Below are 13,342 nucleotides of genomic sequence, written 5' to 3' on the forward strand. Positions count from 1 at the left end.
GGGGCTGCGCGCCCCCGGGCCACGGGATATTTCTGCAAGGAAGAACGAACGCGCGCAGTTTCTCTGCGCGCGTTCAGCGAATCTTTACCTGTGCCGGTGCAGGCTGCGCGGGAGGACGGCGTTGCGAGATGGCGCCGGCTCGGTTAACCCTGTCGCCAAACAGGCAAAGGACCACTCATGCGCACGCTTCTGTCCCGTGTTCTGGCCGGTCTCTCGGCGGCGCTGGCGCTGCTGCTGGCGATTCCCGCCGCGGCGCAGGGGTTCGACACCTCGGCCCGCGCCGCCTGGGTCTATGACATGACCACCGGCACCGTGCTGCTGGAAAAGAACGCGCATGAGGCCCTGCCCCCGGCCTCGATGTCAAAGCTGATGACCATCTACATGGTGTTCGAGGCGCTGCGGCAAGGCCGCATCAGCCTCGATACCACCATGCCGGTCTCGACCAAGGCGCGGCAGATGGGCGGCTCGACCATGTTCCTGAACGAACAGGACCGCCCGACGGTGGACGAGCTGATCAAGGGCGTGATCGTGCTGTCGGGCAACGACGCCTGCGTGGTGCTGGCCGAAGGCTTGGCCGGCAGCGAGGAAGAGTTCACCCGCCAGATGAATGCCCGCGCCCGCGAGCTGGGGCTGAACGACACAAGGCTGGTGAACGCCTCGGGGTGGCCGGCGCCGGGCCATGTCATGTCCGCAGCCGATCTCGGCCTGCTGGCCGAGCGGCTGATCCGCGACTTCCCCCAGCTTTACACGAATTTCGCGCTCAAGACCTTTGAATACGACAACCGCGCGCCTGCGAATATCCACAACCGCAACCCGATCCTCGGCATGGGGCTGGGGGCCGACGGGCTCAAGACCGGGCACACGCAAGAGGCGGGCTACGGGCTGGTCGGCTCGGCGGTGCAGAACGGGCGGCGGGTGATCTTCGTGCTGAACGGGCTGGGCTCGGAACGCGCGCGGGCCGAGGAATCCGAACGGATCGTCAACTGGGCCTTTGGCCAGTTCACCATGCAGACCGTGATCCCCAAGGGGGAAACCGTGGCCTGGGCGCCGGTCTGGCTGGGCGAATCGCGGCGGGTGGCGCTGACCACCGACGACGGGGTGAACGTGCTGATCCCCGCGGGCGCAGCCGCTGGCGTCACCGCCGAGGCCGTGTTCGACAGCCCGGTCGAGGCCCCCATCGCCGCCGGCCAGCGGCTGGGAGAGCTGGTGATCTCGGTCCCCGGCTCGGTCGAATCGCGGCTGGCGCTGTTTGCGGCCACCGATGTGGCGCGGGCGGGCTTCATGGGCCGGCTGCAGAACGCGGCGCTACGGCTGGGGCAGCGGGCGATGGCCGCGGTCCGCGGCTGACCGGCGGCGGCGGTGTTCATCAGTTTCGAGGGAATCGACGGGTCGGGCAAATCCACCCAGGCGCGGCTGCTGGCCGAGGCGCTGCGGGCCGAGGGGCGCGAGGTGGTGCTGACCCGCGAGCCCGGCGGCTCGGCCGGCGCCGAGGACATCCGCCGGCTGCTGGTCGAGGGGCCGCCCGACCGCTGGTCACCGGAAACCGAGCTTTTGCTGTTCACCGCCGCCCGCCGCGACCATCTGGAACGCCTGATCCGCCCGGCGCTCGACCGCGGCGCCTGGGTGGTGAGCGACCGTTTCGCCGATTCGACCCGGGTCTACCAAGGCGCGGCGCGCGGCGATGATCCGGCCGAACAGGCGCGGTTCGCCGAGTTGGTCGAGGCGCTGCACCGGCTGGTGATCGGGGTCGAGCCCGACCGGACCCTGGTCATCGACCTCGACCCCGCCGAGGCGCTGGCCCGGGCCACCGGCCGGGCAGAAGCGCAAGCCATGACCGAGGCCGAGGACCGCTATGAATCCATGGGCCTGGGCTTTCAGCAGCGCCTGCGCGCAGGCTTCCGCGACCTCGCCTTCCGCCACCCCGCACGGGTGCGGCTGATCGACGGCAGCGGCGATGCGGCTGCCGTCGCCGCCCGCGTGCGCGAGGCCCTGGCCGCGCCATGACCGAGGATGTCCCCGTCGAATCCGACCGCGTTCCCGGCGCCCCCCACCCGCGCGAGACCGCCACTCTGGTCGGCCAGGATGCCGCCATCGCGCAGTTCCACGCCTCCGCCACCTCGGGACGGCTGCATCACGGCTGGCTGATCACCGGCCCGCGCGGCACCGGCAAGGCCACGCTCGCCTGGCGCATCGCCCGCTGGCTGCTGGCCGATGCCGACAGCCCCGACCTGTCGGTGCCGCCCGACCACCCCGTCGCCCGCCGGCTGCTGGCCCTGTCCGAGCCGCGGCTGCATCTCGTCCGCCGCAGCCTCGACGACAAGGGCCGGCTGCGGGGGGAAATCGTCGTCGACGACATGCGCCGGCTGCTGTCGTTCTTTCAGCTTTCAGCGGTCGAGGGCGGGCGCCGCGTCGCCATCATCGACGCCGCCGACGACATGAACCCCAACGCCGCCAACGCCCTGCTCAAGCTGCTGGAGGAGCCGCCGCGCGACGCGCTGCTGCTGCTGGTCGCGCACCGGCCGGCGCGGCTGCTGCCCACCATCCGCTCGCGCTGCCGCGAGCTGCGGCTGGCGCCGCTGTCGCCCGAGGACATGGCGCGGGCGCTCGCGCCGCTGCAGGTGCCGGGCGACGCGGCGCGGCTGGCGGCACTGTCGGGCGGCTCGGTAGGCGAGGCGCTGCGGCTGGCCGGGCAGGACGGGCTCGACCGCTATGCGCAGCTGGTCGCGCTGTTTTCGCGCCATCCCGACATGGACCGCCACGCCGCGGCGGCGTTCGCGCAGGCCGCCGCCGGACGGCCGGGGGCCGACGGCGACCCCTTCGACCTGACCATGACCCTGATCGAGCTGTTCCTGGCCCGCGCCGCCCGCAGCGGCCTGCTGGGCCCGCCCCTGCCCGAGGCCGCGCCGCAGGAATCCGCCACCCTCGCCCGCATATCCCCCGACGACCGCGCCGCCCGGCACTGGGCGGCCGCACTGGCCGAGCTGTCCGCGCGCGCCCGCGCCGGACGGGCGGTCAACCTTGACCCTGCGGCGCTGGTGATGGATATGCTTCTGACCCTTGCGCAAGGCCGCGCCGATGCGCCCGGCCGAGGATGATCCGATGAGCCCCGACACCGCGCCACCGCAGCTGGTGGACAGCCATTGCCACCTCGATTTCCCCGATTTCGACGGCCAGCACCGCGATCTGGTCACCCGCGCCCGCGCCGCCGGGGTCACCCGCATGGTCACCATCTGCACCCGGCTGCGGCTGGAACCGCAGGTCCGCGCCATCGCCGAGGCGCATGAGGGCGTGTTCTACGCCGCCGGCACCCATCCAATGTATGCGGCCGAGGAGCCGCTGGTCACCGTCGAGGCGCTGGAAGCGCTGGCCGCGCACCCGAAATTCGTCGGCATCGGCGAGACCGGGCTCGACTATCACTACACCGCCGACAGCGCCCGCGCGCAGGCCGAAAGCCTGGCTGTGCATATCGAGGCGGCGCGCCGCACCGGGCTGCCGCTGATCATCCATTCCCGCGACGCCGACGACGACATGGCCGCGATCCTCGCGCGCGAACACGCAGCCGGGGCGTTTTCCTGCGTGATGCACTGCTATACTTCGGGGCCGAGGCTTGCACAGGTGGCGCTGGATCTGGGGTTCTACCTGTCGATGTCGGGGATCGCGGCCTTCCCCCGCTCTACCGAGATCCGCGAGATCTTTGCCGCAGCGCCGCTCGACCGGGTGCTGGTCGAAACCGACGCGCCCTATCTGGCCCCGCCCCCCTATCGTGGCAAACGCAACGAGCCCGCCTATGTCGTCCACACCGCCCGCGCCGGCGCCGGGCTTTACGGGCTGACCGAGGCCGAGTTCGCCGCCGCCACCAGCGCCAATTTCGACCGGCTGTTTGCCCGGGCCGCGGGGCCGGCGCGGTGATCCGCGCCACAATCCTCGGCTGCGGCTCGTCCGGGGGGGTGCCGAGGCTGGGCGGGCATTGGGGCGAATGCGACCCCGCCAACCCCAGGAACCGCCGCCGCCGCTGTTCGCTGCTGGTCGAGCGGCCGGGCCGCCTGGGCGCCACGCAGGTGCTGATCGACAGCGGCCCCGACATGGTGGCGCAGCTGACCGATGCGGGCGTCGGGCTGCTCGACGCGGTAGTCTGGACGCATCCGCATGCCGACCATATCCACGGGCTCGACGATCTGCGCCAGATTGTCCACAACCGCCGCGCGCTGCTGCCGGGCTGGGCCGACCAGCCCACGGCGCAGGCGCTGCTGCACCGCTTCGGCTATGCGTTCGAGACGCCGCCCGGCTCGACCTATCCGCCGATCCTGCAGCTGAACCTGATCGAGGGCCCCTTCACCATCGAGGGCGCGGGCGGCGGGCTGCATTTCACCCCGTTCACGGTCGACCACGGCGGCATCCCCTCGCTGGGGTTTCGCATCGCCGAGGCCGAGGGCGGCAAGGCGCTGGTCTATCTGCCCGACGTGCGCGAGATCCCCGACGAGGCCTGGCCCGCGATCATGCACCCCGAGGTGTTCATCTGCGACGCGCTGCGCCGCACACCGCATCCCAGCCACGCGCATCTGGCGCTGTCGCTGGACTGGATCCGGCGCTCGGGCGCGCGGCGCGGGGTGCTGACGAACATGCATATCGACCTCGACCACGACAAGCTGCTGGCCGAAACGCCCGCGAATGTGGTCCCCGCCCACGACCTCATGGTGATCGAGTTGTGAGCGTCCTCTTCACCGTCGTCCTGCCGGTCTTCCTGATCCTCGGCTACGGCTATGTGGTGACCTGGCGCGGGATGCTGTCGGATTCCGCCATCGACGGCATCCAGCGCTTTGCGCAGAACTTTGCCCTGCCGGTGCTGCTGTTCCAGTCCATGGCGGCGATGGACCTGGGCGCCGACCTGGATGCCGGGATGCTGGGGGCGTTCTATGCCGGCGCCTTCCTGGGATTCGCGCTGGGGTATTTCGGCGCGCAGGCGCTTGGCCGCCCGCCCGAGGATTGCGTGGCGATCGGTTTCGTCTGCCTGTTTTCCAACTCGCTGCTGCTGGGGGTGCCGATCACCGAACGCGCTTACGGGGCGCAGGCGCTGACGGGGAATTATGCGATCATCTCGATCCATTCGCCGCTGCTTTACACCTTCGGGATCACGGTGATGGAGTTCACCCGCGCCCGTGGCCAGAACCTGTCGGTGGCGACCGTGGCGCTGCGGGCGTTGGGGGGCGTGCTGCGCACGCCGCTGGTGATCGGCATCCTCGCCGGGCTGGCGGTCAACCTGGCGCAGACCGCCGGGCTGGTCCTGCCCGAGGGGTTCTGGGCCGCCGCGGGGATGATCGCGCGCGCGGCGCTGCCGGCGGCGCTGTTCGGGCTGGGCGGCATCCTCTATCGCTACCGCCCCGAGGGCGAGCTGCGGCTGGTCGCCCTGTGCTGCGCGGCCTCGCTGGTCATCCACCCGGCGGTGACGCTGGCGCTGACCCATGCGTTCGGCACCCCCCCCGCCGGGGTGCGCTCGGCGGTGCTGACCGCGGCGATGCCGCCGGGGGTCAACGCCTATCTGTTCGCGGCGCTTTACGGGCGCGCGCAGCGGGTGGCGGCGTCCAGCGTGCTGGTCGCCACGGCGCTGAGCCTGCTGACCGCGTGGTTCTGGCTGGGGCTGCTGCCCTAGGCGCGCGCCGTCAGACCCGGACCTCGTAATACCCCAGCGCCGGGCCGATCTCGTCTTCCTCATAGCGGAAATGCGAGCGCACCGCGCGGTCGAGCGCGGCAAAACCCGCGGCGCAAGCATCGAAGCGCGCGGGCGCCGGGTCCTCGGCCAGCGCATCGGCGGCCGCGGCCAGCGTCTCGATCAGCACCTCCAGCCCGCGGTGTTCGGCGCGCAACCGGGTAAGGACCGCGTTCAGCCCCGAGTTTCCCTGCCGTTCCAGCGCCGGGTAAAGGTGGAAATCCTCGATCTGGTGGTGGGTGGTGATCGCCCGGCATTGCTGGCCGCAGGCGGTGCCGAACAGCGCCAGGTTCCGGGCCATCGGCATCCCCCTGACCGCCGGGGCCAGTTCCCCCGGCTGCGCCAGCCCGGCGCGGATGTCACCCATCAGCGCCCCCACCGCGGACAGGTCGCGCAGATACCAGCGGTGGATCGCCGCCAGCCCCTTGCCGTTCAGCTCCTGAAACGGCGTCAGGGCGAATTCTGGCGCGCGCGGCCGGGCGGCGTCGTCCTCAAGCTCCTCGGGGGTCATGCCGGGGTCAGGCCGCGCAATCTTTCGCCGCGCCGGCGCAGCAGCTCGACCGTGGTCAGCAGCGCGATCGAGAACACCACCAGCAGCGTCGCCACCGCCAGGATCGCGGGCGAGATCTGTTCGCGGATGCCGTTCCACATCTGCCGCGGGATGGTCTGCTGGTCGGGGCCGGCGATGAACAGCACCGCCACCACCTCGTCGAACGAGGTGACGAAGGCGAACAGCGCCCCCGAGATCACGCCCGGCAGGATCAGCGGCATCGTCACCTTGAAGAACACCCGCCGAGGGTTGGCCCCCAGGCTGGCCGCGGCGCGGTTCAGCGACTGGTCGAACCCGATCAGCGTCGCGGTCACGGTGATGATGACAAAGGGAATCCCCAGCGTGGCATGGGCCAGGATCACCCCCAGATAGGTGTTCGCCAGGCAGCCGTTGTTCGACAGCACCGGCGCCAGCAGCCGCCCCAGCGTGGTGGTGCTGTCCACGCAGGCCGAAGAGTAGAAGAAGAACATCCCCGTCGCGGTGATGATGATCGGCACGATCATCGGCGAGATCAGCACCGCCATGATCACCCGGCGGAACGGCATCTCCGGCCGCGACAGCCCCAGCGCCGCCAGCGTCCCCAGCACCGTGGCCAGGATGGTCGAGAAGATGCCGATGATCACCGAGTTCTTGGCCGCGTTGATCCAGCGCGCATTGGCCCAGACATCCGCCCACCAGGAAGCGTCGCGCGGCGCGTCGGGGCGCGCCATGCCGAAGGTCAGCAGCGTGTCGTACCAGCGCAGCGAATACCCCTCGGGGTCGAAGCTGCGCATCTTGGCGGTAAAGGTGAAATACGGCTCGGCGTTGAAGCTGAGCGGGATCACCACCAGGATCGGCGCGATCAGGAAGGTGAAGATCGCGACGCACAGCGCGATATAGGTCCAGTGCCAGATCCGCTCCAGCGGCGAGGCGTAGGTCGGCAGCGCCATCGGATTACCCCAGCTTGAGATTGTCGATCCCGACCAGCCGGTCGTAGACCCAGTAAAGCACCAGCACGCCCCCCAGCAGCAGCGCGGCCAGCGCCGCCGCCATCGACCAGTTCAGCGTCTCGGTCATGTGCATGGCGATCATGTTGGAAATCAGCTGCCCGGTCGAGCCGCCGACCAGCGCCGGCGTGATGTAGTAGCCGACCGCGAGGATGAACACGAGCAGCGCCCCCGCCCCCAGCCCCGGCAGGGTCTGGGGGAAATAGACGCGCCGGAACGCCGTCCAGCTGGTCGCGCCAAGGCTGCGCGCGGCGCGCACATAGCTGGGGTTGATCGTGCGCATCACGGAATACAGCGGCAGGATCATGAACGGCAGCAGGATATGGGTCATGGCGATGATCGTGCCGGTGCGGTTGTAGATCATCTGCAGCCGCCCGTCCGGCCCCACGATTCCCAGCCAGACGAAGATGTCGTTCAGCACCCCCTGCTGCTGCAGCAGCACCATCCAGGCGGTGGTCCTGACCAGCAGCGAGGTCCAGAACGGCAGCAGCACCAGGATCATCAGCAGGTTCGATTTCCGCATCGGCAGCGTCGCTAGCAGATGCGCGATCGGGAAGCCCAGCAGGAAGGTCATGCCAGTGATCAGCAGCGACAACCCCAGCGTGCGCTTGAACAGCATCACATAGACCTGCTGGCGCTCGGGGACCATGGTGACGCTGCCTTCGTCGTCGCGGGTGCGGTCCAGCGCCGCCAGGTAGAAATTGGCCGTATAGGCCGACGAGGCGCTGCGCATCGCCCGCCACAGGGTCGGGTTGTCCCATTTCGCGTCCGCCGCCAGCAGCGCATCGCGGTAGGGCGGCTCGAACCCGTCGCGGGCCTTGCGCCCGGTCGAGGTGAACAGCGAGCGGGTGCCCGGCACGTCATAGTTGATCCTTGTGCCGACGATGCCGATGGTGCGGTTCTCGGCCGCGGCCTTGAGATCGGCGGCCAGCGCCCCCCAGGCGGTGTCGTCGATGGGCGTGCCGGGCGGGTTGTCCTGGAACCACGCCGAGACCTGCGGCATGTTGTCCGCAAACCCTGCGTTGTACATCGAGCGGTGCAGCATCTGCCCGATGGGGATCACGAAGGTGATCACCACGAACAGCAGCAGCGGCGCCACCAGCAGGAACGCCCGCCGCCGCGCCCGGGCCGAGCTGCGGGCCAGCGCCCGCGCCAGCGGCTGCCCGTCGGCGGTGGTCAGCAGCGTCGCCGCCCCGCCCGAGGCTTCCGAGACGACTGCGGCGTGAGGATCGAGTGCGGTCTGCATGGCGTCCTTCGTCATATCTAGCGGTCCGGTTGCCCGGGACCAGTCAATCCTGTCCCAGCCACGCGGTAAAGCGCTCGCGCAGCTCGGTTTCATGGTCGGCCCAGAACTCGGGGGCCACGAACAGCGCATTCGCCATGTTCGCGGGGGCGGTCGGCAGGTGCGGGGCCAGCCCCGTACCCGCGTCGGCCAGCATCGCCTGCGCCGACAGCCGCGGCGGCCCATAGGGCAGGATCGCGGCGCTGCGCAGCTGCGCCTCGGCCGCGGTCGAGAACGCCACGAACTCATGCGCCTGCTCGGCCAGCGGCGCGCCCTTGGGGATCACCCAGCCCTCGACCTCGTAAAGCTGCGCGTCCCACAGGATCGCCAGCGGCAGCCCGTCGAGCTCGGCCGCCTTGTAGACGCGGCCGTTATAGGCGTGGGCCATGGCGACCTCGGCGTCGGCCAGCAGCTGGATCGGCTGCGCGCCGGCGTCCCACCAGACGATCTGGTCGCGGATGCCGTCCAGCCGGGCCAGCGCCCGTTCCACGCCCGCCTCGGTCGCCAGCACCTCATAGACCTGCCCGGCGGGCACCCCGTCGGCGATCAGCGCCAGCTCGAGCGTGAACTGCGGGGTGCGCCCCAGCCCCCGCCGCCCCGGAAACCGCTGCAGGTCAAAGAAATCCGCCGCGGTCTGCGGCGCGGGATCCAAGGCGCTCGCATCATAGGCGATGACGGTTGAATAGATGTCGGTCGGCACGAAGCATTCGCCCAGCGTGCCGGGCATGAAATCCGCCGCCGCGGGGGTGCCGTCGGGGGCGGGCGGCAGGGTGGCGGGGTCGATCGGCTCGACATCGCCCTCGGCGCACAGGCGCATGGCGGCGCCCTGCCCGACGCTGGCCACATCGGCGGTGACATTGCCGGCCTCGACCTGGGCCTTGACCAGCCCGGCCGGGTCATCGGTATCAACGAAGCGCAGCTTGCGGCCGGTGGCGGCGGCAAAGGGCTGCGCCAGCGCCGCATCCTGCATGGCCGCGAAATCCCCGCCCCAGGACACCACGGTCAGGGGTGCATCATCCGCCAGCGCGGGGACCAGAACGGCGGCCGGCAGAAGGACAGCGGACAGGATCAGCGGCTTGAGCATCGAATTGCCTTTGCGGGGTCGGGGCGCACGCGGTCTGCGCGCGCCCCGGTCTGGTTCAGCCGGCCAGCCAGGCGTTGAAACGCTCGGTCAGCTCGGTGCCGTGGTCGGCCCAGAACCCGGCGTCGTTGACCAGCGCGCTTTCGGCGTTCTCGGGCGTCGTCGGCAGATAGGGCGCCATCTCGGTGGTGCCGTCCTTGTAGGTGCCGACGCTGGGCGCGGCCGATTTGCGCGGCGGACCATAGGCGATGTATTTCGACAGATCCGCCTGCCGCGCCGGGTCCGAGGCGAAGGCGATGAACTTCTGCGCCGCCTCCATGTTGGGGGCGCCCTTCGGGATCACCCAGTAGTCCATGTCGAGGTTGGCGCCGTCCCAGACAAAGCCGAAGTTCTTGCCCTCGCCGACCATCGCATCGAAGATCCGGCCGTTATAGGCCAGCGTCATCGCGACCTCGCCATCGGCCAGCAGCTGCGGGGCCTGCGCGCCGGCTTCCCACCAGACCACCTGGTCCTTGATGGATTCCAGCTTGGCAAAGGCGCGGTCCACGCCCTCGGGGGTGGACAGCACGTCATACACCTCGTCCGGGGCCACGCCATCGCCCAGCAGCGCGAACTCCAGCGCGTATTTCGGGCGCTTGATGATCCCGCGCTTGCCGGGGAAGTTTTCCAGGTCGAAGAAATCCGCGACCTTGGCCGGCGCGGTGTCGAACGCGCCGACATCATAGGCGATGACCGTGGCCCAGACCATGATCGCGGTGGCGCATTCGTGCAGCGCCTGCGGCAGGTAATCGTCCTCGGCCGTCGAGCCGTCGGCGCCCGGCGCCAGCATCGCGGGGTCGATCGGCTCGATCAGCCCCTCGTCGCACAGCCGGATCACGTCGGACTGTTCCACGTCGAACACGTTGCCGGTGACGTTGCCGGCCTCGACCTCGGCCTTGAGCTTGGCCGGGGGGTCCGAGTTGTCGACCATCATCGCCGGAATCCCGGTTTCGGCGGTAAAGGGCTTGGCCAGCGATTCGTTCAGCGCCTCACCAAAGGCGCCGCCATAGGTGGTGATGGTGATCCCGTCCTGGGCCGAAACCGCCGTGGCCGCCATCAGCGCCAGCGCGGTGCCCGCGATCAGTCGTTTCGTCATATGGGTTCCTTCCCGTTGAAGGGGTCGGTTGCGAGGGCGGTCGATGGGGGCGCCACACTGCGGCGACGCCCCCACCCTGTCAGGTCAGCTGGCCAGCCAGGCGTTGAAACGCTCGCTCAGCTCGCTGTCGTGGTCGACCCAGAAATCGGCGTTCGAGTTGATGCCCTGCTCGATATTGCCGGGGGTGGTGGGCAGATGCGGCGACATCGGGATGTCCTTGCCGTCGACATTGCCGACCAGCCCGGACGAGGACTTCCGCGTCGGGCCATAGCTGATCAGCTCGGCGGCGCGGGCCAGGCGCTCGGCCTCGGTGGTGAAGGCGATGTATTTCAGCGCGTTGTCCTTGTTCGGCGCGCCTTTCGGGATGATCCAGCCCTCCATCTCGTAGACCTGCCCGGTCCAGACGATGTTGAACGGCTTGTTCTCGCCGATGGCGGCGTTGAAGATGCGGCCGTTGAAGGCATAGGCCATCGTCACCTCGCCGTCGGCCAGCAGCTGCGGCGGCTGCGCCCCGGCTTCCCACCAGACCACGTCGCCCTTGATGGTGTCGAGCTTGGCGAACGCCTGGTCCACGCCCTCGGGGGTGGCCAGCACGTCATAGACATCGGCCGGCGCCACCCCGTCCGCCATCAGCGCGAACTCCAGGTTGAACTTGGCGCCCTTGCGCAGGGTGCGCTTGCCGGGGAACTTGGCGGTGTCGAAGAAATCCGCCGGGGTCGAGGGCTTGGCGTCGGGGAACTTGCTGTCGTCATAGGCCATCACCATCGACCAGACGTCGGTGGCGACAAAGCAGTCGGTCAGCGCGCCGGGCAGGAAATCATCCTCGGGGGTCGCACCGTCCGGCCCGGGCTTGAGCACCGACAGGTCGATGGTTTCCAGCGCACCCTCGTCGCACAGCCGCAGCGCGTCGGCATATTCGACCGAGGCCACGTCGGCGGTGACGTTGCCTGCCTCGACCATCGCCTTGATCGGGGTGGCCGGGTTGTCGGCGTCGGCCACGGTGATGCGGATGCCGGTCTCGGCCTCAAAGGGGGCGTTATAGGCCACCGCGTGCGAGGCCCCATAGGCGCCGCCCCAGTCGAGAATGTTCAGCACGCCGCTGCCCTGGGCCGAGGCCATCGAGGCCATCCCGACCAGTGCCGTCGAGGCGATCAGCAGTTTCTTCATGTCTTTCCTCCCGTTAAGTGCGATTCTTGTCAGACCGGATCAAGCGCCCTCGCGTCCTGCGGGTGCCAGCCGATCCTGATGCGCTGGCCCGGCTCCAGCCGGGTCTGGCCCAGCGTGTTGCGGAACTTCATCACGAAATCCTCGCTGCCGGCGACGGTCATCCGGGCGCGCAGGATGTCGCCCATGTAGATCACGTCGCGCACCTGCGCGTCGATGGTGTGGGCGTCCGAGGGCATCAGCTCGGGCTTGAACTCGACCCGTTCCGGGCGGATCGAGACCAGCGTCTGATGCCCGATGCCGGCGACCTTGACGGCGGTGGCGTCAATCAGCTCGCCCGTGGCCAGCCGCACCAGCGCGCGGGTGCCGTCCAGCTTCTCGATCGTGCCGGGCAGCTTGTTGTTTTCGCCGATGAATCCCGCGACGAAGCTGTTTTCCGGCTGTTCGTACAGCACCGAGGGCGCGGCCAGCTGCTGGATGCGGCCGTCGTTGAACACGGCGATGCGGTCCGACATGGTCAGCGCCTCGCCCTGGTCGTGGGTCACATAGACCACGGTGATTCCAAGACTGTCGTGCAGCGACTTGATTTCATACTGCATATGCTCGCGCAGCTGCTTGTCCAGCGCGCCCAGCGGCTCGTCCATCAGCACCAGCTGCGGGTCGAAGACCAGCGCCCGGGCCAGCGCGATCCGCTGCTGCTGGCCGCCCGAAAGCTGCGCCGGGCGGCGGTTGCGGAACTTGCCCATCTGCACCATGTCCAGCGCGCGGGTGATGCGGCTTTCGCGTTCGGCCTTGCCCATGCCGCGGACTTCCAGCGGAAACGCCAGATTCTCGCCCACCGACATATGAGGGAACAGCGCATAGTTCTGGAACACCATGCCGATGCCGCGCTTGTGGGGCGGCACGTCGTTGATGTTGCGTCCGTCCAGCCGGATCTCGCCATGGGTGGCGGTCTCGAACCCCGCCAGCATCATCAGGCAGGTGGTCTTGCCCGACCCCGAGGGGCCCAGCATGGTCAAGAACTCGCCCTTGCCGATCGAGAGGTTGAGGTCCTTCACGACAAGGGTCTGGCCGTCGTAGCTTTTCTGGACATGGTCGAAGACGACGAAACCGTCGTTGCCGAAGGCAGTGGTCAAGGCGCTCGCTCCCCGTCGTTCTTGTCTGCGCATGGACACTCTAACCAGCGCCCCAATCGTCCCGCAATGCCGTATTTTGGTGAAACTGGCCGATCCCGCCGACGATTGCACCGACGGCGGCGCCGGGCCCGGGCGCGGTGCAAAACGAAAAAGGCGCCCGCGAGGGGGCGCCTTTGTCATGGTGCGGTCGAAAAGACTCGAACTTTCACTCCGGTTAAGGAACAGCGACCTCAACGCTGCGCGTCTACCAATTCCGCCACGACCGCATATCCGTGGTGAGCGCTGACATAGCCGCGCCCGCGGC

13 protein-coding genes and 1 tRNA gene are annotated in these 13,342 nt (G+C 69.3%); 6 read left to right on the forward strand and 8 right to left on the reverse strand.

The window, feature by feature from the left end; genetic code table 11:
- The first annotated feature begins 177 nt into the window (after positions 1-177).
- Genes BUB57_RS03680 through BUB57_RS03705 form a run of 6 tightly spaced genes read left to right on the forward strand, consistent with a single transcriptional unit; the run spans position 178 to position 5,647 of the window.
- A complete protein-coding gene (locus BUB57_RS03680; RefSeq protein ID WP_073062369.1) occupies positions 178-1,347 on the forward strand; it encodes a D-alanyl-D-alanine carboxypeptidase family protein in 1,170 nt (389 codons plus the stop codon).
- Between the two features lie 12 nt (positions 1,348-1,359).
- Positions 1,360-2,004: a dTMP kinase gene (gene tmk, locus BUB57_RS03685; protein WP_073062372.1), complete on the forward strand. Its 645-nt coding sequence runs from the start codon at positions 1,360-1,362 to the stop codon at positions 2,002-2,004.
- The gene (locus BUB57_RS03690) at positions 2,001-3,095 is read left to right on the forward strand and encodes a DNA polymerase III subunit delta' (RefSeq protein ID WP_073062375.1); all 1,095 of its coding nucleotides are present in this window, start codon (positions 2,001-2,003) and stop codon (positions 3,093-3,095) included. The genes tmk and BUB57_RS03690 overlap by 4 nt, the downstream gene beginning before the upstream one ends.
- Before the next feature lie 4 nt (positions 3,096-3,099).
- A complete protein-coding gene (locus BUB57_RS03695) occupies positions 3,100-3,909 on the forward strand; it encodes a TatD family hydrolase (protein WP_073063577.1) in 810 nt (269 codons plus the stop codon).
- Positions 3,906-4,709 (forward strand): MBL fold metallo-hydrolase, encoded by an 804-nt coding sequence (locus BUB57_RS03700; protein WP_073062378.1) that lies wholly within the window; start codon positions 3,906-3,908, stop codon positions 4,707-4,709. The genes BUB57_RS03695 and BUB57_RS03700 overlap by 4 nt, the downstream gene beginning before the upstream one ends.
- The gene (locus BUB57_RS03705) at positions 4,706-5,647 is read left to right on the forward strand and encodes an AEC family transporter (protein ID WP_073062382.1); all 942 of its coding nucleotides are present in this window, start codon (positions 4,706-4,708) and stop codon (positions 5,645-5,647) included. Before BUB57_RS03700 ends, BUB57_RS03705 begins: the two co-directional genes overlap by 4 nt.
- 10 nt (positions 5,648-5,657) lie before the next feature.
- On the opposite strand, the gene BUB57_RS03710 is transcribed toward BUB57_RS03705, so the two are convergent.
- The 8 genes from BUB57_RS03710 to BUB57_RS03745 form a co-directional block, all read right to left on the reverse strand.
- Entirely contained in the window at positions 5,658-6,215 is a 558-nt protein-coding gene (locus BUB57_RS03710) for a hemerythrin domain-containing protein (RefSeq protein ID WP_073062385.1), read from the reverse strand.
- A complete protein-coding gene (locus tag BUB57_RS03715; RefSeq protein ID WP_073062389.1) occupies positions 6,212-7,183 on the reverse strand; it encodes an ABC transporter permease in 972 nt (323 codons plus the stop codon). Before BUB57_RS03715 ends, BUB57_RS03710 begins: the two co-directional genes overlap by 4 nt.
- A gap of 4 nt (positions 7,184-7,187) precedes the next feature.
- On the reverse strand, positions 7,188-8,486 hold the full coding sequence (locus tag BUB57_RS03720; RefSeq protein ID WP_073063580.1) for an ABC transporter permease: 1,299 nt from the start codon (positions 8,484-8,486) through the stop codon (positions 7,188-7,190).
- 43 nt (positions 8,487-8,529) lie between these two features.
- Entirely contained in the window at positions 8,530-9,606 is a 1,077-nt protein-coding gene (locus BUB57_RS03725; RefSeq protein ID WP_073062394.1) for an extracellular solute-binding protein, read from the reverse strand.
- Positions 9,607-9,661: 55 nt separating this feature from the next.
- Positions 9,662-10,738: an ABC transporter substrate-binding protein gene (locus tag BUB57_RS03730; protein ID WP_073062397.1), complete on the reverse strand. Its 1,077-nt coding sequence runs from the start codon at positions 10,736-10,738 to the stop codon at positions 9,662-9,664.
- Positions 10,739-10,822: 84 nt separating this feature from the next.
- Positions 10,823-11,905, reverse strand: coding sequence for an ABC transporter substrate-binding protein (locus BUB57_RS03735; RefSeq protein ID WP_073062401.1), 1,083 nt, complete (start codon positions 11,903-11,905; stop codon positions 10,823-10,825).
- Positions 11,906-11,934: 29 nt separating this feature from the next.
- Positions 11,935-13,038 (reverse strand): ABC transporter ATP-binding protein, encoded by a 1,104-nt coding sequence (locus BUB57_RS03740; RefSeq protein WP_073062404.1) that lies wholly within the window; start codon positions 13,036-13,038, stop codon positions 11,935-11,937.
- A gap of 179 nt (positions 13,039-13,217) precedes the next feature.
- Positions 13,218-13,304: transfer RNA gene (locus tag BUB57_RS03745), tRNA-Leu, on the reverse strand.
- Positions 13,305-13,342 lie beyond the last annotated feature (38 nt).

This window comes from Paracoccus solventivorans (assembly GCF_900142875.1).
Lineage (GTDB): Bacteria > Pseudomonadota > Alphaproteobacteria > Rhodobacterales > Rhodobacteraceae > Paracoccus > Paracoccus solventivorans.